Consider the following 25846-nt stretch of genomic DNA (forward strand, 5'->3'; position numbering starts at 1 on the left):
ATTTAATTCCGAAATCAGCAATCCAAGCCAATAAAAACGCAAGCGCGGTAAAGACCGCGCCCGCTCCCGCAGCGCACCATATGGCTACCCGACACATCGGGATCAACCATCTCATCAAGAGGCCATATGAAGACTTTTGCCAAACTCGCTGCACTGACTTTAGGAGCACTTGCCATGAACCACCCCTCGTTTGCCGCCACCGATGTTGCCACCGATACCCACATCGATCCGGCCATCCGTCCCTTCCTGTCGGCGCTGAACAAGGATCCCAGCCCGTTCTGGGAACTGCCGCAACCGAAGCCGCAGGAAATCCTCAGCGGCCTGCAGAACCAGACCAAGGTCGACCTGTCGGGCGTCACCACCACCGAAAAGACCATCGTGCAGGACGGCGTCTCCGTCAAGCTCTACATCATGAAGCCGGCGCACGTCAGCGGCACGCCGGGCGTGCTGTTGTTCATTCACGGCGGCGTCTGGATCGTTGGCAATTTTGATAACCACAAGCGCCTGCTGCGCGACCTGGTGGTCGGCTCCGGCCAGGTGGGCGTGTTCGTGGAATACACGCCGCTGCCGAAGGCCAAGTTCCCGACCCAACTGGAAGAATCGTACGCCGCGCTGAAATGGGTGGCGGCGCACGGCAGCGAACTGGGCGCCGACGGCAGCCGCATCGCCGTGGCCGGCAACTCGGTCGGCGGCAACATGACCGCCGCGCTGGCGCTGATGGCCAAGGACCGCAAGGGCCCGGCGATCCGCTACCAGGCGCTGCTGATTCCGGCCACCGACGCCAGCGTCGACACCGAGTCCTACCACGCCTACGGCGAAGGCCGCTTCCTGGCGCGCTCATTCATGAAATACGGCTGGGACCTGTACGCGCCGGACGCCAAGACCCGCGACAACATCTACGTGTCGCCGCTGCGTGCCAGCAGCGAGCAGTTGAAAGGCCTGCCGCCCGCGCTGGTGATCACCGCCGAGAACGACCCGCTGCGCGACGAGGGTGAAGCTTACGCGCGCAAGCTCAAGGACGCCGGCGTCAGCGTCAACGCGGTGCGCTACAACGGCACCATCCACGACTTCGTGCTGCTCAACGCGCTGCGCCAGGTGCCCTCCACCAGCGCCGCGCTGGAGCAGATCAGCACCGGCATCCGCGAACACCTGACCAAGTAACCCACCGGGGACAGACCACGTTTTCGACAAATAGGGGACAGACCACGTTTTTGAAACACTTGCGTGTTTCAAAAACGTGGTCTGTCCCCTATTTGTCGAAAACGTGGTCTGTCCCCTATTTGTCGGCGATTAGGCCTTGGCGCCGGGCCAGCAGCATGGCTTGGGTGCGCGTCTTGGCGCCGAGCTTGGCGTATAGCTGCTTGTTGTGGCTCTTGACCGTGCCAAGACCGATCTCCAGCGTGCGGGCGATGGCCTTGTTGCCGCAGCCTTGCGCGATCAGCGTCAGCACGTCGCGCTCGCGGCTGGTCAGCGGCAGGCTGCCGCCTGCCTCCAGCGGCGGCAACAGGCCCGGCGCCACATAGCCTTCCCCTTGATGCAGCGCCCGCAGCGCCGCCAGCAACTGCTCGCGCGACGCGCTGTGCAGCACATAGCCGTGGATGCCCGCCGCGATCGCCTGGCGCGCTTCCCACACGCCGTCATGTTCGGCCACCACCAGCACCCGCCGCGACGCCAGCGCCGGCGCGGCCAGCAGCGCCATGCCACGCTGACGGTCGGTGATGACGATATGGGCGTCGTCGCCGCACAGCGTCACCCCGGCGCTGTCGTTGAGCAAGGCTTGCAATCCGGCCGCCACGATCGGGTGGCCATGGGTGACGGCAATTTTGATGGGCAAATGCATCGCGCGCTCCAAATAATCAAGATGCGGCCATTTTTGTTGCGTCTACGGTAAAAGTCTGTACCTGGCTTGCGTTTTCCTTGTCTTGCCTTGCGCACATCCTGCGGCGCGGGGATTGTTGGCCGTATTTAAATTATCTATGCAAACTATTGATTTAATCTCAAGGGAAAATTGCGCGATACTTGCCGCCTATGACAGGAAAGCTTAAATACCCCGGCTCAACGCTGCTCGCCTCCTCCACCGGCCGCGACTGGACCGGGGTGGCGGCGGAGCTGCGCGCACACGGCGCCTATCAGACCCCCATCGTGGTTCCGCAATATCTGGAAATCACGCTGGCCGTGCACGGCGCCACCGATGGCCACGTCACGCGCACCGGCAGCGGCATGCGCCAGCGCGTGGTGCCGGCCGACGGCACGCTGTGGGTGTCGCCGGTAGGCGTGTGCGACAACGAGATCCACATCGACACCCCGCTGCCGGAGGTGCTGCACCTGTTCCTGCCGTCCTCGCACTTCACCGACATGGCGGCCGAATACAACCTGCCGCGCTCGCCATCGCACGCGATCCGCTACGCCGCCGACGTTCAGGACGATCTGATCCGCCAGCTCGGCCTGGCCATCCTCGGCGAGTTGCGCGAGGAAAGCGCGGCCGGCCGCATGCTGGTGGAAAGCGCCGGCATGATGCTGGCGGCGCGCCTGGCCCAGGCCCACGGCGACGGCTGGGCGCTGCAGCAGGCCCCCTCCACCCACCGGCTGGACGACGCCCGCCTGCGCCGCGTGCTGGACTACATTGCCGCCCATATCGATCGCCCGGTCGCGGTGGCCGAGCTGGCCTCGGTGGCGTGCATCAGCACCTACCATTTCTGCCGCATGTTCCGCGCCGCCACCGGCGTCTCGCCGCAACGCTACGTCAGCCGCCTGCACCTGCAACGCGCCAAGCAGATGCTGGCCGCCGGCGAGTTGTGCCTGGCGCAGATCGCCATGGCCACGCATTTTTCCAGCCAGTCCAGCTTTACCCGCGCGTTCCGCCGCGAAACCGGCATGAGTCCGGGCGACTACCGCTTGCGCAGCCGCTGATGCCGTTCAGGCCGGCCGGGCGTCGTGTTCGATGCGAGCCAGCAGCCGGCGGCCGGCGTCGACGATGCGGGCGTCGCGCCGCATCTGCGCGCGCACGATCATGCCCTCCAGGCACAGCATGGCTTCCTGCGCCACCAGCTCGGGGCCGTTCAGGTCCAGGCGCTGCGCCAGCGTCACGATGTACTGCTCCAGCCCGCCCTTGTGGCCGATCGCCAGCGCCAGGTGGCGCGGCTCGTCGCTGAGGCCGGTTTCGGCCACCGAATTGATAAAGGCGCAGCCGCGAAAGTCCTCCTGCGCGAACCACTCGCCCAGCGCGTCGGCCAGCACGCTCAGGCCCGGCTGGCGCTGCCAGCGCGGCTCGACCGCGCCGGTGAACCAGGTCATCCAGTGCGCGTGGCGCCATTCGAGAAAGGCGGTGATCAGGTCGTTCTTGGATGGAAAGTTGCGGTAGAACGACATCTTGGCCACGCCGGACTCGGCGATAATCTTGTCGATGCCGGTGGCGCGGAAGCCGTCGCGGTAAAACAGCCGCTTGGCGACGTCGAGGATGCGCTCGCGCGCGGATGCTTGGGCCATGGCGGCGCTCCAAATGGGTAGTTCCGCGCGATCATATGATACAGACCTGTCTGTGTCAATCACCCTTCGGCATATAAAATTTCTGTTGACGATACAGACCTGTCTACCTCATTATTCAGTCCATGCAATTCACTCACCCAAGGAGCACACCATGAGCACCAACCAAGCCCGTCCGCCGCTGCCGCCCTTCACCCACGACAGCGCCGTCCTCAAGGTCCGCCTGGCCGAGGACGGCTGGAACAGCCGCAATCCGGAGAAGGTGGCGCTGGCCTACACGCCGGACAGCCAGTGGCGCAACCGCGCCGAGTTCGTCACCGGCCGCGAGCAGATCGCCGCCTTCCTCGACCGCAAATGGAAGAAGGAGCTGGACTACCGCCTGATCAAGGAACTGTGGGCACACGATGGCAACCGCATCGCCGTGCGCTACGCCTACGAGTGGCACGACGACTCCGGCAACTGGTTCCGCACCTACGGCAACGAGAACTGGGAATTCGACGAAAACGGCCTGATGCAGCGCCGCTACGCCTGCCTGAACGACATGCCGATCAAGGAATCCGAGCGCAAGTTCTTCTGGCCGCTGGGCCGCCGCCCGGACGACCATCCTGGCCTGTCCGACCTGGGCCTGTAAGCCGCGCCGGCCGGCTGTGCGCCGCGCGCACAACCGTTGACGACGCCGCATGGATTGTTACTGAAAGGCATGTGCTTTACGCTGATCTCCATCACTTATCGGGGAGCGCGAAATGTTCAGGTCGATCACTATACGCATGCGGCTTATCGTCACAATGGCCGTGTTGGGCTGCATCATCCTGTCGGCCGGCGGCCTGAGCTTGTGGGGCATGCACCAGGCCAACGCGGCGCTGAACGTAGTGTACGCCAACCAGCTGACCTCGGCCATCAACCTGGGCAGCATGAAGAACTACCTGAGCCGCGCGCGCTTCGCCATCGACCGCGCCCAGTTCCGCCCGCGGGCGGACGACGCGCGCGACAGCCTGGCCAAGGCGGACGAGTTCATCCGCCAGGCCGAGCTGGAGTGGCAAGCCTACCTGCGCCTGCCGCTGACGCCGGGCGAACGCGACCTGGCGCGCGCCGTCGAGCGCCACCGCGACGCCTACGTCAACGAAGGCTTGCGGCCGGTGATCCAGGCGCTGCGGGAAACCCGCGCCACCGATTCGGAAGACCTGATCTTCAACCAGCTCGGCGGCCGCTTCGTCGCCTTCGACGGCGCCTGGAACAAGCTCCAGGATTACCAGCTGACGCTGGCACGCGAGCATTACGCCGCCAGCCAGTCGTTCTACACCAACTTCCGGCGGGCGTTTTCAGTCGCGCTGGTGCTGACCGGGCTGCTGATCCTGGGCGCCAGCGCCACGCTGCTGCGCGCCATCACGCGGCCGGTGGCGCAGGCGCTGCACCACTTCGGCCACATCGCCGAGGGCAACCTGGCCGAGCGCATCGCGGCCACCCGCGCCGACGAGATGGGCACGCTGCTGGACGGTTTGCGCGGCATGCAGCAACAACTGCGCGCGACGGTGCGCACGGTGCGCGATGGCAGCAGCGCCATTGCCCAGGCCGCCGGTGAAATCGCCGCCGGCAACCAGGACCTGTCCAGCCGCACCGAGCGGCAGGCCGCCAGCCTGGAGGAAACCGCCGCCTCGCTGGAGCAGCTGACCGGCGCCGTGCGCCAGAATGCCGAGCACGCGCGCGCCGCCAACCGCCTGGCGCAGGACGCCGCCGACGCCGCCAGGCAAGGCGGCGCCCTGGTGTCCGAGGTGATCGTCACCATGGACGGCATCGAGGCGGCGTCGCGCCGCATCGTCGACATCATCGCCGTCATCGACGGCATCGCCTTCCAGACCAACCTCCTCGCGCTCAACGCCGCCGTGGAGGCGGCCCGCGCCGGCGAGCAGGGACGCGGCTTCGCCGTGGTGGCCGGCGAGGTGCGCAACCTGGCGCAACGCGCGGCCCAGGCCGCCAGGGAAATCAAGGAGCTGATCGAGCAGTCGGTGCGCCAGGTGGCGCGCGGCTCGGCGCTGGTGGCGCAGGCCGGCACATCGGTGCACGGCATGGTCGACAGCGCGGTGCGCGTGACCGGGGTGATGGCCGAGATCATGGCCGCCGGCGATGAACAGAGCGCCGGCATCCACCAGATCCACGACGCCGTGGCGCAGATGGACGCGGCCACGCAACAGAACGCCGCGCTGGTCGAACAGGCCACGGCGGCGGCCGGCGCGCTGGAGGCGCAGGCCGGCACGCTGGACCGGCTGGTGCGCGGCTTCCGGCTGGAACTGGAGCTGAATCCGGAGCCGGCGAAGGCGCCGCTGCGGCTGGCCGCCAGCCGCGCCTGAGCGGCCGGCTACGCCGGCTACACCATCAGCATGCCGCGCCGCAGCGCAATGGCCACCGCGTGCGTGCGGTCGCGCGCCCTGGTCTTGCAGAGGATGGTCTTGACGTGGCTCTTGATGGTTTCTTCGCTCACGCCCATCTGCGCGGCGATCTCGCGGTTGGTCTTGCCCACCGAGACCAGCCGCAACACCTCCAGCTCGCGCGCCGACAGCGGCTCGCTGTCGATATGCTGGCCCAGCTCCATCGCCACATCCAGCGAAATGTATTTGTGGCCGTTGGCCAGGTTGGTCACCGCCTCCAGCAATTCCTTGCGCATGGCGCGCTTGATCAGATAGCCGGCCGCGCCGGCCTCCATCACCTCGCGCGCCAGCACGTCGCCGTGGTAGGTGGTCAGCGCCAGGATGCGGGCCTTGCGGTTGATGCACAGCATGTCCTTGAGCGCCCGCAGGCCGCCCATGCCCGGCATCTTCAGGTCGAGGATGGTGACGTCGGGGCGCAGGCGTTCAAACAGCGCCAGCGCCATCTCGCCGGTGTCGGCCTGGCCGACCACCTCCACGCCGGCGGCGGCGGACAATACCGACACCACGCCTTCGCGCAGGATTTCATGGTCGTCGGCAATCAAGACACGGATAGGTGCAGATGATAGGCGCATCAACAGCGACGGGTCGCCACGACCCGCGGGCAGATTGGTCAAGTTGACTATTGTAGGCAAAGACACGCGCGCCGCCTAGGCACTTTCGGCAGATCCGCGCGGCCAGCGCCATCTGTGCATGCGCCGCACAGCCATTGTGGGCCGGCGCCCTCTTATCAGGCGCCGCCGGCGGTCCTAAGCTGTGGGCCAGGGTAACTCACGCAAGGCAAACCATCATGCACACTTACGATCCGTTGTATCTCTTCATCCAGGGCCGCTGGCTCGGCGCCGACGGCCGCGACACCGCCGCTGTCGTCAATCCAGCCAGCGGCGCCGTGCTGGGCCGGGTGCCGCTGGCCACCGCCGCCGACCTCGACCTGGCGCTGGACGGCGCGCGCGACAGCTTCGACCTGTGGCGCCGCACCGCGCCGGCCGAGCGCGCGCGCGTGCTGCACGCCGCCGCCGCGCTGATGCGCCAGCGCGCCGCCCACATCGCCACCCAGCTGACGCTGGAGGAAGGCAAGCCGCTGGCCGAAAGCCGCGACGAGGTGCTGCGCGCGGCCGACTACTTCGACTGGTTCGCCGGCGAGGCGCGCCGCATCGACGGCCGCGTGGTGCCGGCCAACCGGCCCGGCGTGCAGCAACTGGTCAAGCGCCAGGCGATCGGCCCGGTGGCCGCGTTCACACCATGGAACTTCCCGGCCATCACGCCGGCGCGCAAGCTGGCGGCGGCGCTGGCGGCCGGCTGCAGCATCATCCTCAAGCCGGGCGAGGAAAGCCCGGCCACCGCCCTGGCGCTGGCGCGCTGCCTGGACGACGCCGGCCTGCCGAAAGGCGTGCTGCAGGTGGTGTTTGGCGTGCCGGACATGGTGTCGGCGCGGCTGATCGCCTCGCCCGTCATCCGCAAGGTGACCTTTACCGGCTCGGTGCCGGTCGGCCGCCTGCTGTCCGAGCGCGCGGCGGCCGGCGTCAAGCCGATCACGCTGGAGCTGGGCGGCCACGGCCCGGTGCTGGTGTTCGACGACGCCGACCTCGACGCCGCCGCCAGCGAGGGTGCCGCCAGCCGCTTCCGCGGCACCGGCCAGATCTGCATTGCGCCGACGCGCTTCCTGGTCCAGCGCGGCGCCTACCACCGCTTCACCGAGCGCTTCGTCGCCGCCACCGGGCGGCTGGTGGTCGGCGACGGCCTGGACGAGGCCACCCAGGTGGGCCCGCTGGCCAACCCGCGCCAGCTGGCCAAGATCGCCGCACTGGTGGAGGACGCCGTCGAACAGGGCGCGCGCGTGCTCAGCGGCGGTCGGCGGCTGGACCGTCCCGGCTACTTCTACGCCCCCACCGTGCTGGCCGACGTGCCGATGAGCGCGCGCATCATGCACGAGGAGCCGTTCGGCCCGATCGCCGTGCTGCGGCCGTTCGACACGCTGGCCGACGGCCTGGCGGAAGCCAACCGCCTGCCCTACGCGCTGTCGGCCTACGCCTTCACGCGTGACGCCCGCACCGCGCTGGATGTCGGCGACGGCCTGGAGGCCGGCATGATCGGCATCAACCAGTACCGCATGGTCGCCACCGAGCTGCCGTTCGGCGGCATGCAGGAAAGTGGCCATGGTTCCGAGGGCGGCGCCGAGGGCATCGCCCACTACCTCACCAACAAATTCATCAGCCAGATCTGATTTATCCTGAAAGGAGCAGCACATGAAACCGATCGACTTCACCAGCCCGCGCGCCGCCGCCCGTCCGTTCACGCCCAAGCTGGCCGACTACGTGGAACAGCCGCTGTACTCGCAGGTGTGGCAGGACCCGGACCTGTCGCCGCGCGACCGCAGCCTGATCACCATCGCCAGCCTGATCGCGCTCAACCATGCCAACGAATTGCCGGCGCACCTGCGGCGCGGCATCGCCAACGGCCTCACCAGGACCGAGCTGAGCGCCGTCATCACCCACCTGGCCTTCTACGCCGGCTTCCCGGCGGCGATTACGGCCTCGGCCTACGCCCACGCCACCTTCAGCGAGGATGACGCCGCCTGAGCCCTTATACTGGAAAGCCAATCAACCACCGCCTTCTCGACATGGGTTTGTTCCGACTGCTGCTGGGCCTGCTGTGCTGCGCCGTGATGGCGTGGGCGCACGGCGCCCCCGCCGCCGATGAGCGCTCCTACGAGCACCGCCGCTGGGGCCGCGCCGAGGGCGCGCCGCAGCTGGCGTTTGCCGCCGCCCAGACCAGCGACGGCATGCTGTGGTTCGGCACCTCGGACGGCCTGTACAGCTTTGACGGCCTGCGCTTCCGGCTGGTGAGCGCGGTGTGGGGCCACCCGCTCAAGGCCAGCAACATCGCCAGCCTGCTGGCCACGCCGCAAGGCCTGATGGTCGGCTACCGCTACGGCGGGCTGAGCCTCTTCACGCCCGGCGCCGCCACCCACTACCACGCCGGCCGCGATTTCCCGCTGGGCAGCACGGTCAGCATCGTCGCCCGCCGCGACGGCGCGGTGTACGCGGCCACCAGCACCACCATCGTGCGGCTGGACGGCGGCCGCTGGCAAGCGCTGGCGCACGCGCCGCTGCCGCGCCGGCCGCTGACGCAGATCGACTTCGACGACGACGATACGCTGTGGCTGACGATGTGGCAGGACGTCTACGCGCTGGCGCCGGGCGCGCGGCAATTCCACCGCGTGGCCGGCTCCTCGCAAAACGGCATCAGCAAGGTGCACGGCCGCATCCACGCGGTGCAGCCGGATGGCGGCTACCTGGCGCTGGCGGCCGGGGCGCCGGCGCGGCGCCTGGCGCTCGATCAGCCGGCGCAGTACACCGACATCCTGATCGGCGGACCGGAGCACAGCCTGTGGGCTTCCCGCAGCGACGGCATCGTGCGCCTGGGCCGGCGCGCGGACGGCACGCTGGACCCGGTCGAGCGCTTCGGCCCGGGACGCGGCGTCAACGGCTCGGTGATCAGCCACCTGATCGACCGCGAAGGCAATCTGTGGCTGGCCACGCTGGACGGCGTCGAGCGCTTCCGCCGCCACCGCCTGCGCCAGTTCGACCCCGGACCGGAGCGGCACCGGCTGAACTGGCTTGCGCAACCCGGCCTGGGCCAGGAACTGTGGTACGGCGCGCTGGGCGCGGCGCTGGTGCGGCAGCTGCCCGACGGCCGCCGCCTGGCGACAGCGGTGCGCTCGCCCACCGCGCTGTACCGCGTGTCACCCGAGCACGTCTGGGTCGGCGAGCAAAGCGGCACGCTGTGGGAGTTTCACGGTACACGCACGCGGCGCTGGGCGCCGCCGGCGTCGTTGCGGCGCTTCCCGATCCAGGCAATCGCCGCCGGGCCGGACGGCGGGCTGCTGGTGGCCGTCTCGCGCAACGGCCTGTGGCATGTGCGCGACGGCGTCTGGACGCCGGACGCCAGCAACAGCACGCTCGCCGATCCGACCCCGATCAGCATGCTGGCCGACGAGGCCGGCCAGACCTGGCTGGGCTACACCAACAATCGCCTGGGCCGGCTGACGGCGGCCGGCGTGCGCCTGCTGCCGGCCACCGCCGGCATCGAACTCGGCAACGTCACCAGCCTGTTCGCCTATCGCGGCCGGCTGCTGATCGGCGGCGACCTCGGCGTGGCATGGATGGACGGCGCGACCGCGCGGCCGCTGCTGGCCGCCGGCGACGAGCGCCTGCGCGGCATCTCCGGCATCGCCGCCGACCGCCAGGGCGACCTGTGGCTGCACACCAGTGCCGGCCTGGCGCACCTGAGCGCGCAGGCGCTGGGGCAATTCTGGCGCGCGCCGCAACAGCCGGTGGCGTGGGAAGTGTTCAACCACGAGGACGGGCTGCGCGGCACCTCGTCCAAGGTGCGGCCGCTGCCGTCACTGGCGCTGGATGGCGACGGCAGGCTGTATTACGCCACCATGGAAGGCATCGGCTGGCTCGACCCGGCGCACATCCGCCGCAATCCGGTGGCGCCGCAGGTGATCCTGGAAAGCGTGGCCGCCGGCGGCCGTTACTATCCGCCGCAAGCGGGCCTGCCGCTGCCGCCACGCACCACCGCGCTCGACATCCGCTTCACCGCCGCCGCGCTGTCCATCCCCGCGCGCGCGCGGCTGCGCTACCAGCTGGACGGCGTCGACGCCGGCTGGCGCGAGGCCACCCAGGACCGTGCCGCCCACTACACCAATCTGACGCCGGGCCAGTACCGGTTCCACGTCATGGCCGCCAACGAAGACGGCGTATGGAGCCCGCCCGTCACGCTGACCTTCGCGATCGCGCCGACGCCGTGGCAGACCGCGTGGTTCAAGGCGCTGTGCGCGGCCGCGCTGCTGCTGGTGCTGTACCTGCTGTACCGCTGGCGCATGGCCGCCGTGGCGCGGCAGGCGGCGCTGCGGGCGTCGATCCGCATGGAGGGCACGGTGAACGAACGCATCCGCATCGCCCGCTCGCTGCACGACAATCTGCTGCAGGGCGTGCAGGCGCTGATCATGCGCTGCCAGGCGGTGCTGGCGGGCCTGCCGCCGCACAGCGACAGCCACCGCCTGCTCGACGGCACGCTCGACTACGCCGAACAGTTGCTGGACGAAACCCGCGACGAGGTGATGGCGCTGCGGCGCGAGCAGCACGGCCAGCAACTGCTGGCGCAACTGCGGCAAACACTGCTGGCCTCGCTGCCCGACAGCGGCAGCCAGCTGCGCTTTGCCACCGCGGGCGCGGCGCGCACCGTGCGCGCCGGGGTGGCCGGCGAAATCCTCTACGTGCTGCGCGAGGCCGTGCTGAACAGCGCGCGCCACGCGCGCGCCACGACGATCACCGTCAGCCTCCACTTTGGCCAGGACGCGCTGCTGTGCGAGGTCGGCGACGACGGTCAGGGCATCGACGCCGCCACCGCCACCGCCGGCCAGGCCGGCCACTGGGGCATCGTCGGCATGCGCGAGCGCGTGGCCGCGATCGGCGGCGAACTTGCCATCGGCAATGGCGCCAGCGGCGGCACCGTGGTGCGGCTGCGCGTGCCGGCCGCGCTGGCCTACCAGGCGGCCGCCGCCGCGCCACTGTCCCCGGTTCAGGGATAAAGCGCGCGACCTAAGCAAGACGCCTCCGCATACCCAATGCGATTGTCCCGCCCGGCGCGGGACTGCCATGATGTGACCTCACTTGTGCGCCGCATGCACAGCGGTTTGTCGACCGCGGCGGATTATCAAGCCGGCGGCCGGCCGCTATGCTGAATCCAACTCAACCAGCTCAAGGAACACATCATGCAAGCCATTACTTTTGACCAGTTCGGCAAGGCCGACGTTTTGAAAATCAGCGAGGTGCCGGAACCGGTGCTGCGCCCGGACGACCTGCTGGTGCGCACCCGCGCGGCCGGCGTCAACCGCGCCGACCTGACCCACCGCCGTGGCGGCTACGGCTGGCCGGGCTTCGGCGACTCCACCATCATGGGCCTGGAAATCGCCGGCGAGGTGATCGCCGTCGGCGCCAATGTGCAGGGCTTCCAGATCGGCGACCGCGTGATGGGCATCGTCGGCGGCGGCGCCTACGCCGAGATCGCCCGCATCGACTACCGCATGGCGATGCCGATACCCGACGGCCTCGACTTCATCCAGGCCGCCGCCATCACCGAGGTGTTCGTCACCGCGCACGAGGCCTTGATCCACCTCGGCAAGCTGCAGCCGGGCGAGACGGTGCTGATCCACGCCGGCGCCGGCGGCGTCGGCGGCGCGGCGGTGCAACTGGCGCACGCCACCGGCGCCACCGTCATCACCACCGCGCAGTCGGAAGCGCATGCGCTGGTGCGCCGCCTCGGCGCCGACCACGCGATCGACTACGTGGACGAGGATTTCGCCGAGGCCGTGGCGCGCCTGACCGACAACCGCGGTGTCGACCTGGTGCTCGACTTCATCGGCGCGCCCTACTTCGAACGCAACGTCAACGCGCTGGCCTTCGGCGGCCGCCTGGTGCAGATCGGCATCATGGGCGGCATCGAGGATGCCCGCATTCCGCTCGACCGCCTGTTGTACCGCCACCTGCAGATCATCGGCACGGTGATGAAGTCGCGTACGCAGGAAGTCAAGCACGCCATGTCGCGCCGCTTCCGCGAGCGCTGGCTGGCGCACTTTGTCCGCGATGGCCTGACGCCGGTCATCGACAGCGTCTACCCGCTGGCCGAGGCCGGCGCCGCGCAGCAGCGCATGGAAGATGGCCTGAACGTCGGCAAGATCGTTCTGACCATGTAAGTCCGCAGTTTCCCTTCTCACTTTTAAAGGAGCAAATCATGACTGTCATCCGTACCGACCTGGTGTTGTCGCAATCCGCCTTCAGCCACGTCATCGACGTGCCGTTCGAGAAAATCGACATCGCCAAATGGCTGTTCTCGCTGCCCGACGCCGAATACCAGCGCTGCGCGCCGCCCGACCACATCGCCGCCGGCGCCACCTACACGGATGACGGCCGCCGCATGTCGATCAACGTCGAAATGATCGGCACCGGGCTGGTGGTGCAGCATTACGTGGGCGAGATCACCGAGCCGGCGCACTGCCGCATGGTGTCCACCTCGGACGTGTTCACGCCCAAGGGCCGCACCAAGGTGCAGGTGATCTGGGACCTGAGCGTGAAGAAGGTCGACGCGCAGCGCAGCGAGTACACCAACTCGGTGGTGTCGCACCCGACCGAGGAATTCCTGGCCTTCATCAAGGAGCACGGCATCTCGTGGGAACAGGCCTCGGCCGACCGCCAGGCCTCGTCGGGCGACCACAACCGCCGCGAAACGCCGCTGTTCGCCGAAAGCATCGCGCGCGCGGCGCGCGCCGCCGGCTAAGGTCCGCCCCCGCCTGCCCCCGCCCGCTTGCCGCCTTGCGCGACGGCAAGCGGGCGGCGCCGGATCGGCGACCGGCGTAGCATGGCGGCAGGGAGGAGCGACCATGCCAAGCAAAACCGTCGACGGCTACCAGATCGAATTCAGCGCCGAGCCGCTGCCGGGCACCGACAGCTGGGGCGCCTACGTCACCATCTACGCGCCGTCCACCAATCCGCTGCACCTCGACGAGGTCTACCCCAGGCAGCGCGTGATGGCCGACGTCCCGTGCGACACCGCCAGCGCTGCCCAACGACAGGCCGAACAAGCCGCTGACACCATCCTCGCGCAACTGCGCGCGCCAGCCAAACCACAGGGTGACTAGCATCCTTGCCACAATTTACAAAAATCTTTGTTTTACGATAGCAATATTGCTAAAAACGAAGTATTGTTGTGCGTGCACATAAGCGTTACAGAACACCAACGCGGCGCCGTGCTTATGTATCGCAGCGTACAGTAGGAAGTGCCAGGTGTTGTGCGGAGCAACAGGAATATTTATTGCCTGTTGTTAATGGCTGTGGGTCAGACTACAATCGGGAAATTCACACTGTTCGTGTCCTTTTGCGGAAATTGTTCATATGTCTTTTTTGTCTTCTGCCGCGCCCAAGTTAGCGCCTTGGAAAGTCCTGTTGGTCGACGACGAACCGGACATTCATGACATCACCAAACTGACGCTGAGCCGCTTCCGCCTCGACGGCCGCGCCCTGAGCTTTGTGCACGCCTACAGCGGCGCCGAGGCCAAGGAAGTGCTGGCGCGCGAAAAGGACATCGCCCTGGTGTTCCTCGACGTGGTGATGGAAAAAGAGGACAGCGGCCTGGAAGTGGCGCGCTGGATGCGCGAGGACCTGGACAACCAGTTCACCCGCATCGTGCTGCGCACCGGCCAGCCCGGCCAGGCGCCGGAAGAGCGCGTGATCGTCAACTACGACATCAACGACTACAAAGAGAAGACCGAACTCGACCGCACCAAGCTGTTCACCACCACCTTCGCCGCGCTGCGCGCCTACCGCGACATCATGAAGGTGGAGGAGGCGCACCGCGCCCAGATCAATTACCGCGAGGGCCTGGAGCGCGTGATCGCCGCCTCTTCGCACATCTTCCGCCAGCGCAACCTGAAGGACTTCGCCAACGGCCTGCTGCAGCAGGTGGTGGCGCTGCTGCGCCTGGAGCACAGCATGCTGCTGCGGCTGCGCGGTGCTACCGCTATCAGCGGCGAGAACGATTACGAAATCCTGGCCAAGATCGGCGACGAGGATGGCACGCTGCTGTCGCAGGAAGTGCTGGCGCGCATCGACGCCGCCAAGAGCAACAAGATTTCGCGCGTCGAAGGCGACACCTACATCGGCTACTTCCCCAACAGCAGCGGCAAGGCCTCGCTGCTGGTGCTGAAGGGCGTGGAGGAAATCTCCGACATCGACACCAAGCTGCTGGAGGTGTTCTGCTCGGGCGTGGCGATCGCCTTCGACAACATCCTGCTGAACCAGGAAATCACCGATACCCAGGCCGAGCTGATCATGCGTCTCGGCGACGTGGTCGAGTCGCGCTCCAACGAGGCCGGCAACCACGTGCGCCGCATGTCCGAGGTGTGCCACCTGCTGGCGCAGGAAGCCGGGCTGCCGGAGGACGAGGTGGCGGTGCTGCGCCACGCCGCGCCGATGCACGACATCGGCAAGATCGCCACGCCGGACGCGGTGCTGCTCAAGCCGGGCAAGCTGGACGCGGCCGAATGGGAAATCATGAAGCAGCACCCGGCGGTCGGCCTGTCGATCCTGGACGGCTCGCAGCGGCCGATCCTGAAGGCGGCCGCGGTGATCGCCCACCAGCACCACGAGAAATACGACGGCAGCGGCTACCCGCAGGGCCTGAAGGGCGAGCACATCCACCGCTACGCGCGCATCGTCGCCGTGGCCGACGTGTTCGACGCGCTGATGCACAAGCGCTGCTACAAGGAAGCGTGGCCGATCGAAAAAGTCATCGAGCACCTGCGCGAGGTGGCCGGCCATCACCTGGACCCGGTGTACGTCGACCTGCTGATCAAGAACATCGACAAGGCGCTGGCCATCAACGAACGCCTGCCGGACTGAGGCGACGCCATGCACCGGCTCCTCACCGCCCTGTGCCTGAGTGCGGCGCTGGCCGCAACTGCCGCGCCAGCCGGCGCCGCCGACCACGCGCTGGTGCTGCAAACCGACTTTGGCACCGCGGACGGCGCCGTCTCCGCCATGCGCGGCGTGGCCTACGGCGTCGATCCGCACCTGACGGTGGCCGACCTCACCCACGACATTCCCGACTACGATATCTGGGTCGGCGGCTACCGCCTGTTCCAGACCGCCAATTACTGGCCGGAGGGCACGGTGTTCGTGTCGGTCATCGATCCGGGCGTGGGCACGGCGCGCAAGTCGGTGGTGCTGAAGACGAAGGCCGGCCGCTACTTCGTCGGTCCCGACAACGGCCAGTTCACGCTGATCGCCGAGCGCGACGGCGTGGCCGAGCTGCGCGAGATCGACGAGCAGGTCAACCGGCTGGCCGGCTCGGGCGAGTCCTACACCTTCCACGGCCGCGACGTGTACGCCTACGTCGGCGCGCGCCTGGCCTCGGGCGCCATCCGCTACGAGCAGGTGGGGCCGGCGCTGCCGGCGGCGTCCGTGGTGCGCATTCCGTATCAGAAGGCAGTGCACGCCAACGGCACGCTGCGCGGCATCATCCCGGTGCTGGACGTCAAGTACGGCAACGTCTGGACCAATATCCCGAAGCCGCTGTTCGACGAGCTGGGCGTGCGCGAGCACGAGTTGGTGCGGGTGCGCATCTTCCACAACAAGAAGCTGATCGACACCGTGGTGGCGCCCTACGAGCACACCTTTGGCGGCGTGGCCAAGGGCAAGCCGCTGGTCTACCTGAACAGCCTGCTGGAGGTGGCGCTGGCGCTCAACCAGGACAATTACGCGGCGCGCCACCACATCGCCTCCGGCGTCGACTGGGAAGTGGAGATTTCCCGGGCCGGCAAGTAAGCTGTCTATCGACCGGGTAATCGATATCTCTGCCAGAGGTCTTGCTTTCCTTCGGCGGAGCCAACAAGCCCGATGTTCCCTGCTAGTATCCGGCCACCTTCACCTGCCTAAGAGGAACATCATGAAACACTCCCTGACCCGTCTGACCCTGGGCGCCGCCGCACTGGCCGGCGCGCTGGCCTTCCCGAGCGCATTCGCGGCCGACGCCAAGCCGACCGTGGTGCTGGTGCACGGCGCCTTTGCCGATTCGTCGAGCTGGGATGGCGTGGCCGCCAAGCTGGAGAAAGACGGCTACACCGTGATCGGCGCCGCCAACCCGCTGCGCAGCGTCAAGACCGATGCCGCCTCGGTGGCCTCGGTGCTGAAGAGCGTCAACGGTCCGGTGGTGCTGGTGGGCCACTCGTACGGCGGCTCGGTGATCAGCGCTGCCGCCACCGGCGCCAGCAACGTCAAGGCGCTGGTGTATGTGGCCGCGTTCGCGCCGGAAGCGGGCGAAACCGCCGTTGGCCTGTCAAACAAATTCCCGGGCAGCACGCTGGGCCCGACGCTGGCGCCGCCGGTGGCGCTGGCCGATGGCGGCAAGGACCTGTACATCCAGCAGAGCAAATTCCACAGCCAGTTTGCCGCCGACGTGCCGGAAGCCAAGGCGCGCCTGATGGCCATCGGCCAGCGTCCGGTCACCGACGCCGCGCTGAACGAGGCGTCGCCGGCGCCGGCGTGGAAGACCATCCCGTCGTGGTTTGTGTTCGGCAAGGCCGACAAGAACATTCCGCTGGCCTCGCTGGAGTTCATGGCCAAGCGCGCCAACGCCAGGAAAACCGTGGTCATCGACGGCGCCTCGCACGTGGTGATGACTTCGCACCCGACCGAAGTGGCCAAGCTGATCGAAGAAGCCGCCACCGCCAAATAAGCCAGGTCGTTTCAGCTTAGAGCGAAAGTTCCTGCTTCTTGACCAGCTTGTCCAGCGAAGCGCGCAGCGATTTGAGCGCCACCGTCGCGCTTTCGACCAGCTTCTCATCCTCCGCGCTCTGCTGATCCAGGCTCAGCTTGGGGGCCGCGTCCGCCGCCGCCGCCGCCAGTTGCGCCGCGTAGGCGCTGCGGCCCTCGGCGTAGCCATCGTCGGCGGCGCTGTCGCTGGCGGCGGCCGAGGTGGTGTTCTCCTGCGCCGGCGTGGCCGGTATCTCCGGCACGTCGGTCGAGGGCGAGGTGCGCAGCACCCCGGCCGCCTGCTTGAGCTGGCTGGCCAATTGTTTCAATTGCTGCAACACCGCCTTGGCGTCCTTGCCGCCGAACATGGCCAGCATCTTCTTCAGCATCTCGATCTGCTTCTTGATCTCGTCGATGCGCATGCGCGCCGCCGCCTTCATGTCCTGATCGGCCTTGCTGGACATGCCGTCGATGGCGGCGGCGTTTTTCTTGGCCGTTTCCAGCTTTTTCTGCAACAGGTTTTGATAGGCGTCGCCGGCAGGCTCCACACTGGCAGGGGCGAGGTTGTAAGACGAAATAGAAAGCATGGCAAGGTCCCGCGAATTGGCTGATCACTTCATACAGGCGACGCGGCCAGCCGTTTCGTTAAACTACTTGCGTTTGACCTTGGGGAAGCGCAGCTTGTAGTGCAGCCCCATGCCCGGCGCGCTGACCACCTTGACCGTGCCGCCCAGGGCGCCGGTCACCAGGTTGTACAAGATGTGCGCGCCCAGCCCGCTGCCGCCCGAGCCGCGCTTGGTGGTGAAGAACGGGTCGAACAGCTGCGCCAGCGTGGCGCTGTCCATGCCGACGCCGTCGTCGCTGTAGTCGAAGTCGACGTAATCGCCGTCCACCTTGCCGCTGATGCGGATCGTGCCAGCCTGCCCCTCCTCGAAGCCGTGCACCAGCGAGTTGACCACCATGTTGGTGACGATCTGCGAAATCGCGCCGGGGAAGCTGGCCATGTTGATCTGCTCGTCGCAGTCGATGTCGATCTGCACCGGCTTGCCCTTCAGCTTGGGCTGCAGCGACAGCAGCACCTCGTCCAGATACTTGCGTAAATTGAAACTACGGATGTCGTCCGATGACTGGTCCACCGCCACCTGCTTGAAGCTGCGCACCAGCGCTGCCGCGCGCTGGGTGTTGGTGGTCATGATCTTCAGCGACTGGTCGATGATGTCGAAGAACTGGTTCAGGCCGTCCTCGTCCAGCGCGCCGTTGGCCAGGTCCTCGCGCGTCAGCTTCAGCTCCTCCACCAGGTGGCTGGTGGCGGTGACGCAGATGCCCAGCGGCGTGTTGATCTCGTGCGCGACGCCGGCCACCAGCCGCCCGAGCGAGGCCAGCTTCTCCTGCCGCACCAGCTCGCCCTGCGCGTCCTTCAGCGAGGTCAGCGCGTTTTCCAGCGCGGCGTTCTGCTGCTCCAGCGTCTCCTTGGCCTGGCGGATCTGGTGGTCGGCCTGCATGCGGGCGATGGCCACCGCCACGTGGCTGGCCATGAAGGCCAGGATGTCGAGGTCGGCCTGGGTATAGTGCACGGTGTCGTCGTAGCTCTGCACGATGATCACGCCATAGGCCTGGTCGCCCAGCAGCATCGGCGCCCCCATCCAGCTGGAGATCTCGGCGTTGCCCAGCGGGTGTTCCATCTCGCCGGTGTCGACCAGCGCCTGGAAGCCGGCGCGGTCCAGCAGCATCGCCTGCTTGCGCTGCAGGATGTACGAGCACATGCCGATGCCGTAGTCGAAGCGCTTGACCGGCGCGTGCTCGTCCTTCTCGTCGACGAAATACGGGATGCTGATTTCCTGCGTGTCCGGGTGGTACAGCGCCATCAGGAAGTTCTTGGCCGGCACCAGCTGGCTGATGATCTCGTGCAACTGGTGGTTGAGGCGGCTGCCGCCGGTGGTGGTGGCCGACAGGTTGGCCAGCTCGTACAGCGCGCGCTGGATGCTTTCCGCGCGGCGCCGCTCGGCCACCTCGTGCTGCAGCTGGGCGGTGCGCTCCTGCACCGCGCGCTCCAGCCGGTCCATGCTCTGCAGGCCCTGCAACGCGCTGGAAACGTGGTTGGCGATCAGCTTGAACAGCGCCTGGTCCTCGACGCTAAAGGTATGTTCCTTGTCGTAGCTCTGGATCACCACCGCGCCCAGCACCTGGTGGTTCTGGTCCAGCAGCGGGCAGCCCATCCAGTGCTCGGCGATGGTGCCGATGCCGAAGCCGGCGTTGTCCTCGCGCTTGGAGTGGTGCTCGGCCGCCGTCATGACGATGCTCTCGCGGCTCAGGATCACCGCCGCCGTCGGCGACTCGCCCGGCACCAGTTCGAACAGCTCGTCGCGGCTGGGCGGCTCGTCGACCTCGTCGACAAAGTAGACGAAGCGCACCAGGTTGGCCGGTCCCTCGTGGTCGCTCAGCGCGACGAAGAAGTTGGCCGCGTACATGATGCGGCCCAGCGCCGCGTGCACGGCCTGCAGGAATTCACTGATATCGGTGCAGCTGCTTGATTTCTGCCCGATTTCGAGCAGCATGGTTTGAACGGCTTCCAGCCGGGAGAGACGACTTTCCATCAGGTTTCCTATGTTGGGTACATGCGCATAGGAAATACTAGCAGGACTGTCCGCCGCGGGCCAGCGCCGGGGCCGGCTGTCAGGGCTTTTTGTAGCCGTTGTCGATCCAGTGCGACGCGCTGGTCACACTCAGCTTGAACGCCGGCGCCACCCGCACCCGCGCCAGCTCCTCGCCGTACTGGTCGAACGCGCTCAGCGTGGCGTACGGATCGTCCTCGTCCGGGGTGATGTCCAGGCACACCTTAACCGGGCCGTCGTCGGTGCCCACGGTCACGTGCTTGTGCAGCTGGGCATGCAATTGCTGCTCGTGGCGGCGGATCACCTCGCTGGCGGTCTTGACCAGGGTGTGGAAGGCGTTGACGTCCAGCGGCTTGGGATTTTTCTTGTCGCGGCCCATGGTCCACGGGCCCACCAGCGCCGGTTCCGGCTCGCCGTCCTTGATCATCGCCACGGCCCAGCCGTCGTCGTCCTCGTTCTTGATCACGCGCGCGGTCCAGCCGTTGCCTTGCCACAGGCGGTCTTGCTGCACCAGGGCGTGGTCGTCGGAATCGGAATAGTCGGTGCTCATGCTGGTGTCGGGGTCGAGTGATTGGGGGTGGAATGATACACCGCCACGGGCGCCGCCGGAGGACACACATCCACGTTAAAAGTCACACTTACCGACGAAATGCTCTAAATCTCAATTGGAATTGCCATCAGGTTATTTCTATTATTAATTTACAACTACTATTCCAATAAGACACCAAGGGGAAGCTCATGACGATTGCCAAATTCCTGCTGGGGACCATGCTGGCCGGCGCTGCCTGCGGCGCCCACGCCAGCACCATCACCTTCAATGCCACGCCGGGCCAGACCTCGCTACAGGCGGTCACCGCCACCGTGGACTTCAACGCCGGCCTGCTGCCGGTCGGCTTTGCCACCTACGACAACCTCAACGCGCTGATCCCGCATCCGGGCAACGCCGGTTACGCCGCCCAACCGCCGCTCGACCCGACCGGCTTTTTCTCGGTCGGCACCACCCATGGCCAGCCCGCGTCGTCCAGCGTCAGCTTCGCCGGCCCCGGCGTCAGCTATTTCGGTTTCTACATGGGCTCGCCGGACAGCTACAACGTGGTGACCTTCTACAGCGGCGCCACCACGCTGCTGACGCTGAACGGCACGCAGATGGCCAACGCCGCCGGCTACCCGGCGGACGGCAACCAGAACGTTGGCTTCTACATGAATATCTTCTCCGGCACCGCCATCACCAAGGTCACCTTCTCGGCCAACCAGGACGCCTTCGAGACGGACAACCATGCCTACATCGCCGCCGTGCCGGAGCCATCGGCCTATGCGCTGATGCTGGCCGGGCTCGGCCTGATCGGAGTACTGCGCCGACGCCGGGCGCGCTGAAAAACACAAGCCCGCATGCGCGGGCTTGTGTTTGGGCAAACTTTTTGGGCAAACTTAACAGGTGATGCACGGCGCCCGCTCAACGATGGGCGGCTTGGGCGGCTTGATGCGCGGGTCGATGGCCGGCTCCGGCATCTGATAGCTGAACGGGGTGATGATGATCGGCGGGATGGTGGGTGGCGCCGACGGTGGGCCCTTCGGTCCCCCGCCCGACAGGCGCTGGGCGCTGCGCTGGCGCCGTGTGCATCGACGTACCGAAGGGATCGATTGCCCTTCGCTCATTGCTAGCCAAGCCATGTTCATGCCCTCCATGTGCAAGTGAGATTATCAGTGTAGCCCACCATATCTTTAAATCAAGGTCCAATCTCGCCCGGCCGACGGCTCGTCGGCGCCCACACGCGTTCCATCCCGTCAATTTGGCGGTCTGTCGCAATCCGGTGGCCCGCGCGGCCGCGCGCCGTTACAGTTCAACCATGCCAAACGGCATCGCACACAACATCAAGGGGTAAGCCATGAACACCAACGCGAAAAAACTGATCTTTGCCGCCGTGCTCTTCCTGCTGGCGGTGGCCGCCTGCCAGGCGCTGTTCGGCGACGGCATGCACGTCAACATCGACGGCGACGAGATCGACGGCCCGCTGGGCGCGGTGCTGAGCGTGTTCTTCGGCGGCGCCGGCCTGCTGCTGGCCGGCCTGATCATGACCTGCGTGGCCATCTTCCTGTGCCTGCTGTTTGCCGGTCTCGGCATCCTGGCGGTGGCCGGCGTGGCGCTGGCGGCGGTGATCGTGGTGGCCTGCGTGTCGCCGCTGCTGCTGCCGCTGCTGATCCCGATCGCCGCCTACTGGCTGCTGGTGGCCCGTCCGCGCAAGCTGCGCCGCCACGCCGCCATGCAGCAAGCCGTGTAAGTTTCAACCGGAAGCGGCCGGGACCTGATGCCCCGGCCGATCCGCCTCCATGCGTTCCACCCGGTTGCGGCCGGCCCGCTTGGCGCGGTACAACGCCTGGTCGGCCCGGATCAGCGCCTGATCCCCCCCCTGCGCCTCGCCGCCCATGGCGGCAATGCCGATGCTGATGGTGATGCCCAGCAGGGCGCCGTCATCCAGCCGCATCGGCGTCTGCTCCACCCGCTGGCGCAGGCGCTCGGCGAACACCGCCGCCGCCGCCAGCTCGGTGCCCGGCAACAGCACCGCGAACTCCTCGCCGCCGATGCGGCCCAGCATGTCGATCTTGCGCTGGCCGTCGCGCATCAGCGCGGCCAGCTGGCGCAGCACGGCGTCGCCGGCCGCGTGGCCATATTCGTCGTTGATGCGCTTGAAATGGTCGATGTCCAGCAGCAGCACCGCCGCGCAGGCGGCGATGTCGCGCTGCAGCCGCCCCTGCTCCTCGTGCAGCCGGCCCATGAACTCGCGCCGGTTCGGCAGCCCGGTCAGGAAATCGGTGGTGGCCAGCACCCGCAGCTCATCGTTCATGCGGCGCCGCTCGGTGATGTCCAGGGTCGAGACGATGACGAAGTCGAGGCTGTGCGTGTGGCCCGGCATCACCAGCAGCGTCAGCTCGTTGAGGCGGGCCACGCCGTCCAGCCGCTCGAAGCTGCCCTCGCAGGCGAAGAAGTGCTGCCCTTGCGCCAGCGCGGTGACGGCGCGGGCGAAATTGGGCATGGCGGCGGCGTCGAAATTCTGCGCCAGCGTCAGCGCGCCCACATCCTTGCGCCCGTGCGGCGCCGCCACCTGCTCCAGCGCGGCGGCGTTGACGTCGAGGATGCGCACCAGCGACGCCAGCCGCCGCAGCTGGCTCGGATTGGCCTGCAGGTAGGCGGCCAGGTCGTCGACGCCGGACAGTTCCAGCTCGGCCAGCGCGGCGCGCACCGCCGACCAGTCCTGCTCCCACAGCGCCACCGGCGCGTGGTCGTACAGGCTGCGGAAGCGCGCCTCGCCGACGCGCAGCGCCTCGGCCGCCTGCGCCTGTTCGATGGCGATGCCGGCCAGCCGCGCGCCCTGCTCGATCAGCGCGATGTTGGCCAGCGTCGGCCGCCGCGCCTCGCGGTGGTAAATCGCAAAGGTGCCCAGCACCGCGCCGCTGGTGCTGATGATGGGGTCGGACCAGCACGCGCCCAGCTGCGCCTGCGTGGCCAGGTCGCGGTACTCGGCCCACGACGGCGCGTGGCGGATATCCTCGGTGATCACCCGGCCGCGGGTGCGCACCGCCAGGCCGCAGGCGCCGACGCCGTCGCGGATCGCCATGCCGTGGATGGCGGCGTTGTAGAAGCCCGGCAGGCTGGGCGCCGCCCCCACCAGCAGGTGCTCGCCGCTGTCGTCCAGCAGCAGGATGCTGCACTTCATATCCTCGTGGTCGGCCTCGATGCCGCGCACCACGCTTTCCAGGATGGTCTGCAGTGGCGCGCCGGTGGCCAGCAGTTCCAGCACCTGGCGGCGGGTCTGCTCGCGCTGCTCGATCTGGGTGCGCTCGGTGATGTCGCGGAACGACCAGATGCGCGCCGGCTCGCTGCCCAGGCGCAGGCCGCGCGTGTGCGTCTCGATCACGCGGCCGTCCTTCAGGCGCAGCACTTCGCGCGTCTCGTCGCCGCCGCGCGGATCGTCCAGCCGCAGGCCGCAGTCGGGGCGGCGCAGCTGCGCGCACATATGCGTCATCAGCACCGCGCCGTCGCTTTGCCAGTCCAGGTGTTCCGGCACGTTCCACAAAGCGCGGAAGCGACGGTTGGAGTTGAGCACCGCGCCTTGCAGGTTGTCGACCAGGATGCCGTCGACCGTGGAGTCCAGGATGCTGCGCAACATGGCCTGGCTGCGCTGCGCGCTGTCGGCCATCACCATCAGCGTGGTCTGGCCCTCCTTCAGCTCCTCGGCCAGCGCGCGGCTGCGTTCCAGGCTGGCGCGGGCGCGCACCCGGCCATGCGCCAGCAGCCAGGTCATGGCGGCCAGCAGCGCGCTCAGGGCCACGCCCAAGGCGCCGATCAGCTGCGCCTTGTCGGTGCGCGCCAGGCTGGCGCCGGGCAAGGCCGAGATGCGCAGCGTCCAGCGGTGGTTAGCGATGCTGATCTGCTGGCGGGTGCCGCGCGCACTGTCGTGGATTTTTGGCGCGCTGTCGTACATCAGCGTCTCGGGCGTGACGCTGTCGCCGTCGTAGATTTCCACGTCCAGCGCGGCGGCGCGCGGCCCGCCCAGCCCCGCCATCAGGTCGCCGACGCGGAACGGCGCGTACACCCAGCCGCTGATGGCGGCGCGGCGTTGCGCCAGCGTGGCCACCGGCTGCGGATGGTTATACAACGGCAGCACCACCAGGAAGCCCGATTGCGCCGGGTGGCCGGCTTCCTGCACCAGCCGGATCTTGGCGCTCATGGCCGGCTGGCCGGAATCGCGCGCCTGCTCCAGCGCGGCGCGGCGGCGCGGCTCGGAGGCGGTGTCGTAGCCGAAGGCGGTGCGGTTGTTGTCGTTGAACGGTTCCAGGTAGACGATGGGCGCGTACCAGGCGCGCTCGCCGGCCGGGAAGATGCGGTAGTCGGGAAAGCCCTGGCGCCGCACCAGCGCCTCGTGCGCCTCGCGCTGGGCGCCGCCGATCAGCTTGATGTAGCCGACGCCATGCACGCCGGGGAAATGCTGGTTGAGGTCCTGGCCGGTGAGGTAGGTGCGGAACTCGTCGCGGTCCACCTCCTGCGAGCTGGCGAACAGCCCCTGGACGCCATACAGCGCCTGCACGTAGGTCTGCATGCGCTGGTCCAGATTGTTGACCAGTTCGCGCACCCGGCCATCGAAGTCCGACTGCGCATCCTGCTCGGCGTCGGCCACGGCGCCGTGCCACAGCACGGCGGTGATGCCCAGGCAGCCGCCCAGCACCAGCAGCGGCAGGATGCCCGGCGACAGCAGGTCCTGCAGCAGGCGGCGCAGCCGTGGCTGGGCGCTGGCCGGCATTTACACCTCGGTGCCCACGAACTGGTGGTAGCCGCGCGCGCGCAATGCGCAGGCCGGGCAGGTGCCGCAGCCATAGCCCCAGTCGTGCAGCGCGCCGCGCTCGCCCAGGTAGCAGGTGTGGGTGCCTTCACGGATCAGGTCCACCAGCGCCTGGCCGCCCAGCTCTTGCGCCAGCTCCCAGGTCTGCTTTTTGTCGCGCCACATCAGCGGCGTTTCCAGCTTCATGCGGGTATCCATGCCGAGGTTGAGCGCCACCTGCAGCGCCTTCATGGTGTCGTCGCGGCAGTCCGGGTAGCCGGAGAAATCGGTTTCGCACATGCCGCCCACCAGCACCGTCAGGCCGCGGCGGTAGGCCACGGTGGCGGCCACCGTCATGAACAGCAGGTTGCGGCCGGGGACGAAGGTGTTGGGCAGGCCGTTGGCCTGGGTTTCAATCGCGATGTCATGGGTCATGGCGGTCTGCGAGATGGCCGAGATCAGCGACAGGTCGATCATGTGGTCCTCGCCCAGCCGGGCGTTCCAGTCGGCCGATTGGGCGCGCAGGCTTTGCAGCAGCTTGGGGCGCACGGTCAGTTCGACGGCGTGGCGCTGGCCGTAATCGAAACCAATGGTCTCAACACGGGTGTAATGTTTGAGCGCCCAGGCCAGGCAGGTGGTGGAGTCCTGGCCCCCGCTAAACAGGACCAGGGCGGAATCGGTAGGCAGCATAGTTCTTTCCA

Annotated in this window: 24 protein-coding genes; 15 read left to right on the forward strand and 9 right to left on the reverse strand. The window is 67.7% G+C overall.

The features are described from left to right. Positions 1-174 precede the first annotated feature (174 nt). Positions 175-1161, forward strand: coding sequence for an alpha/beta hydrolase (locus FHW58_RS23040; protein ID WP_229265469.1), 987 nt, complete (start codon positions 175-177; stop codon positions 1159-1161). A gap of 115 nt (positions 1162-1276) precedes the next feature. Here FHW58_RS23040 and FHW58_RS23045 read toward each other — a convergent pair whose 3' ends face one another. Further along, on the reverse strand, positions 1277-1840 hold the full coding sequence (locus FHW58_RS23045; protein WP_179675527.1) for a response regulator transcription factor: 564 nt from the start codon (positions 1838-1840) through the stop codon (positions 1277-1279). A 188-nt stretch (positions 1841-2028) separates the two neighbouring features. Here FHW58_RS23045 and FHW58_RS23050 point away from each other — a divergent pair, with 188 nt between their 5' ends. Beyond that, on the forward strand, positions 2029-2910 hold the full coding sequence (locus FHW58_RS23050; protein WP_179675528.1) for a helix-turn-helix domain-containing protein: 882 nt from the start codon (positions 2029-2031) through the stop codon (positions 2908-2910). 6 nt (positions 2911-2916) lie between these two features. Here FHW58_RS23050 and FHW58_RS23055 read toward each other — a convergent pair whose 3' ends face one another. After that, positions 2917-3486, reverse strand: a complete 570-nt coding sequence (locus tag FHW58_RS23055; RefSeq protein WP_179675529.1) for a TetR/AcrR family transcriptional regulator — start codon at positions 3484-3486, stop codon at positions 2917-2919. A 151-nt stretch (positions 3487-3637) separates the two neighbouring features. Here FHW58_RS23055 and FHW58_RS23060 point away from each other — a divergent pair, with 151 nt between their 5' ends. After that, entirely contained in the window at positions 3638-4114 is a 477-nt protein-coding gene (locus tag FHW58_RS23060; RefSeq protein ID WP_179675530.1) for a nuclear transport factor 2 family protein, read from the forward strand. Positions 4115-4226: 112 nt separating this feature from the next. Next, complete coding sequence (locus tag FHW58_RS23065) at positions 4227-5828, forward strand: methyl-accepting chemotaxis protein (RefSeq protein WP_179675531.1); 1602 nt, start codon at positions 4227-4229, stop codon at positions 5826-5828. Positions 5829-5845: 17 nt separating this feature from the next. Here FHW58_RS23065 and FHW58_RS23070 read toward each other — a convergent pair whose 3' ends face one another. Beyond that, positions 5846-6520, reverse strand: coding sequence for a response regulator transcription factor (locus FHW58_RS23070; protein WP_179675532.1), 675 nt, complete (start codon positions 6518-6520; stop codon positions 5846-5848). A 173-nt stretch (positions 6521-6693) separates the two neighbouring features. On the opposite strand from FHW58_RS23070, the gene FHW58_RS23075 reads away from it, so the two are divergent. From FHW58_RS23075 to FHW58_RS23115, 9 genes are all read left to right on the forward strand, one after another. Then, entirely contained in the window at positions 6694-8127 is a 1434-nt protein-coding gene (locus FHW58_RS23075) for an NAD-dependent succinate-semialdehyde dehydrogenase (RefSeq protein ID WP_179675533.1), read from the forward strand. A 22-nt stretch (positions 8128-8149) separates the two neighbouring features. Then, entirely contained in the window at positions 8150-8482 is a 333-nt protein-coding gene (locus tag FHW58_RS23080; protein WP_179675534.1) for a carboxymuconolactone decarboxylase family protein, read from the forward strand. A gap of 41 nt (positions 8483-8523) precedes the next feature. Beyond that, entirely contained in the window at positions 8524-11502 is a 2979-nt protein-coding gene (locus tag FHW58_RS23085; RefSeq protein ID WP_179675535.1) for a sensor histidine kinase, read from the forward strand. A gap of 183 nt (positions 11503-11685) precedes the next feature. Then, the gene (locus FHW58_RS23090; protein WP_179675536.1) at positions 11686-12666 is read left to right on the forward strand and encodes an NAD(P)H-quinone oxidoreductase; all 981 of its coding nucleotides are present in this window, start codon (positions 11686-11688) and stop codon (positions 12664-12666) included. A gap of 38 nt (positions 12667-12704) precedes the next feature. After that, complete coding sequence (locus tag FHW58_RS23095; protein ID WP_179675537.1) at positions 12705-13247, forward strand: hypothetical protein; 543 nt, start codon at positions 12705-12707, stop codon at positions 13245-13247. A 103-nt stretch (positions 13248-13350) separates the two neighbouring features. Continuing rightward, positions 13351-13608, forward strand: a complete 258-nt coding sequence (locus FHW58_RS23100) for a hypothetical protein (protein ID WP_179675538.1) — start codon at positions 13351-13353, stop codon at positions 13606-13608. Positions 13609-13861: 253 nt separating this feature from the next. Continuing rightward, positions 13862-15367, forward strand: coding sequence for a response regulator (locus tag FHW58_RS23105; protein WP_179675539.1), 1506 nt, complete (start codon positions 13862-13864; stop codon positions 15365-15367). A gap of 9 nt (positions 15368-15376) precedes the next feature. Then, entirely contained in the window at positions 15377-16291 is a 915-nt protein-coding gene (locus tag FHW58_RS23110; protein WP_179675540.1) for an S-adenosyl-l-methionine hydroxide adenosyltransferase family protein, read from the forward strand. Between the two features lie 121 nt (positions 16292-16412). Beyond that, positions 16413-17201, forward strand: a complete 789-nt coding sequence (locus tag FHW58_RS23115; protein WP_179675541.1) for an alpha/beta fold hydrolase — start codon at positions 16413-16415, stop codon at positions 17199-17201. A gap of 16 nt (positions 17202-17217) precedes the next feature. On the opposite strand, the gene FHW58_RS23120 is transcribed toward FHW58_RS23115, so the two are convergent. From FHW58_RS23120 to FHW58_RS23130, 3 genes are all read right to left on the reverse strand, one after another. Then, positions 17218-17805, reverse strand: a complete 588-nt coding sequence (locus FHW58_RS23120) for a hypothetical protein (protein ID WP_179675542.1) — start codon at positions 17803-17805, stop codon at positions 17218-17220. A 63-nt stretch (positions 17806-17868) separates the two neighbouring features. Further along, positions 17869-19812 carry a GAF domain-containing sensor histidine kinase gene (locus tag FHW58_RS23125; RefSeq protein ID WP_179675543.1) on the reverse strand — a complete coding sequence of 648 codons (1944 nt, stop codon included), beginning with the start codon at positions 19810-19812 and terminating at the stop codon, positions 17869-17871. Positions 19813-19891: 79 nt separating this feature from the next. Continuing rightward, positions 19892-20380 carry a hypothetical protein gene (locus FHW58_RS23130; RefSeq protein WP_179675544.1) on the reverse strand — a complete coding sequence of 163 codons (489 nt, stop codon included), beginning with the start codon at positions 20378-20380 and terminating at the stop codon, positions 19892-19894. 188 nt (positions 20381-20568) lie between these two features. On the opposite strand from FHW58_RS23130, the gene FHW58_RS23135 reads away from it, so the two are divergent. Beyond that, positions 20569-21204 carry a PEP-CTERM sorting domain-containing protein gene (locus tag FHW58_RS23135; protein WP_179675545.1) on the forward strand — a complete coding sequence of 212 codons (636 nt, stop codon included), beginning with the start codon at positions 20569-20571 and terminating at the stop codon, positions 21202-21204. A 54-nt stretch (positions 21205-21258) separates the two neighbouring features. Here the strand turns inward: FHW58_RS23135 and FHW58_RS23140 are convergent, their stop codons facing one another. Beyond that, positions 21259-21501, reverse strand: a complete 243-nt coding sequence (locus FHW58_RS23140) for a hypothetical protein (protein ID WP_179675546.1) — start codon at positions 21499-21501, stop codon at positions 21259-21261. Positions 21502-21716: 215 nt separating this feature from the next. On the opposite strand from FHW58_RS23140, the gene FHW58_RS23145 reads away from it, so the two are divergent. Continuing rightward, a complete protein-coding gene (locus tag FHW58_RS23145) occupies positions 21717-22109 on the forward strand; it encodes a hypothetical protein (protein WP_179675547.1) in 393 nt (130 codons plus the stop codon). A 3-nt stretch (positions 22110-22112) separates the two neighbouring features. Here the strand turns inward: FHW58_RS23145 and FHW58_RS23150 are convergent, their stop codons facing one another. Both FHW58_RS23150 and queC read right to left on the reverse strand, forming a co-directional pair. After that, positions 22113-25127: a CHASE domain-containing protein gene (locus FHW58_RS23150; RefSeq protein ID WP_179675548.1), complete on the reverse strand. Its 3015-nt coding sequence runs from the start codon at positions 25125-25127 to the stop codon at positions 22113-22115. Continuing rightward, positions 25128-25835 carry a 7-cyano-7-deazaguanine synthase QueC gene (gene queC / locus FHW58_RS23155; RefSeq protein ID WP_179675549.1) on the reverse strand — a complete coding sequence of 236 codons (708 nt, stop codon included), beginning with the start codon at positions 25833-25835 and terminating at the stop codon, positions 25128-25130. Positions 25836-25846 lie beyond the last annotated feature (11 nt).

This window comes from Duganella sp. 1224 (assembly GCF_013408245.1).
Lineage (GTDB): Bacteria > Pseudomonadota > Gammaproteobacteria > Burkholderiales > Burkholderiaceae_D > Rugamonas.

Bases quoted from the DNA above. Each gene is read 5' to 3' on its own strand.
- FHW58_RS23135 (WP_179675545.1), top strand. From the start codon at position 20,569: ATGACGATTGCCAAATTCCTGCTGGGGACCATGCTGGCCGGCGCTGCC.
- FHW58_RS23055 (WP_179675529.1), bottom strand. From the start codon at position 3,486: ATGGCCCAAGCATCCGCGCGCGAGCGCATCCTCGACGTCGCCAAGCGG.
- FHW58_RS23145 (WP_179675547.1), top strand. From the start codon at position 21,717: ATGAACACCAACGCGAAAAAACTGATCTTTGCCGCCGTGCTCTTCCTG.
- FHW58_RS23110 (WP_179675540.1), top strand. From the start codon at position 15,377: ATGCACCGGCTCCTCACCGCCCTGTGCCTGAGTGCGGCGCTGGCCGCA.
- FHW58_RS23075 (WP_179675533.1), top strand. From the start codon at position 6,694: ATGCACACTTACGATCCGTTGTATCTCTTCATCCAGGGCCGCTGGCTC.
- FHW58_RS23125 (WP_179675543.1), bottom strand. From the start codon at position 19,812: ATGGAAAGTCGTCTCTCCCGGCTGGAAGCCGTTCAAACCATGCTGCTC.
- FHW58_RS23085 (WP_179675535.1), top strand. From the start codon at position 8,524: ATGGGTTTGTTCCGACTGCTGCTGGGCCTGCTGTGCTGCGCCGTGATG.
- FHW58_RS23150 (WP_179675548.1), bottom strand. From the start codon at position 25,127: ATGCCGGCCAGCGCCCAGCCACGGCTGCGCCGCCTGCTGCAGGACCTG.
- FHW58_RS23105 (WP_179675539.1), top strand. From the start codon at position 13,862: ATGTCTTTTTTGTCTTCTGCCGCGCCCAAGTTAGCGCCTTGGAAAGTC.
- FHW58_RS23090 (WP_179675536.1), top strand. From the start codon at position 11,686: ATGCAAGCCATTACTTTTGACCAGTTCGGCAAGGCCGACGTTTTGAAA.
- queC (WP_179675549.1), bottom strand. From the start codon at position 25,835: ATGCTGCCTACCGATTCCGCCCTGGTCCTGTTTAGCGGGGGCCAGGAC.
- FHW58_RS23040 (WP_229265469.1), top strand. From the start codon at position 175: ATGAACCACCCCTCGTTTGCCGCCACCGATGTTGCCACCGATACCCAC.
- FHW58_RS23080 (WP_179675534.1), top strand. From the start codon at position 8,150: ATGAAACCGATCGACTTCACCAGCCCGCGCGCCGCCGCCCGTCCGTTC.
- FHW58_RS23045 (WP_179675527.1), bottom strand. From the start codon at position 1,840: ATGCATTTGCCCATCAAAATTGCCGTCACCCATGGCCACCCGATCGTG.
- FHW58_RS23065 (WP_179675531.1), top strand. From the start codon at position 4,227: ATGTTCAGGTCGATCACTATACGCATGCGGCTTATCGTCACAATGGCC.
- FHW58_RS23140 (WP_179675546.1), bottom strand. From the start codon at position 21,501: ATGGCTTGGCTAGCAATGAGCGAAGGGCAATCGATCCCTTCGGTACGT.
- FHW58_RS23050 (WP_179675528.1), top strand. From the start codon at position 2,029: ATGACAGGAAAGCTTAAATACCCCGGCTCAACGCTGCTCGCCTCCTCC.
- FHW58_RS23120 (WP_179675542.1), bottom strand. From the start codon at position 17,805: ATGCTTTCTATTTCGTCTTACAACCTCGCCCCTGCCAGTGTGGAGCCT.
- FHW58_RS23100 (WP_179675538.1), top strand. From the start codon at position 13,351: ATGCCAAGCAAAACCGTCGACGGCTACCAGATCGAATTCAGCGCCGAG.
- FHW58_RS23060 (WP_179675530.1), top strand. From the start codon at position 3,638: ATGAGCACCAACCAAGCCCGTCCGCCGCTGCCGCCCTTCACCCACGAC.
- FHW58_RS23115 (WP_179675541.1), top strand. From the start codon at position 16,413: ATGAAACACTCCCTGACCCGTCTGACCCTGGGCGCCGCCGCACTGGCC.
- FHW58_RS23130 (WP_179675544.1), bottom strand. From the start codon at position 20,380: ATGAGCACCGACTATTCCGATTCCGACGACCACGCCCTGGTGCAGCAA.
- FHW58_RS23095 (WP_179675537.1), top strand. From the start codon at position 12,705: ATGACTGTCATCCGTACCGACCTGGTGTTGTCGCAATCCGCCTTCAGC.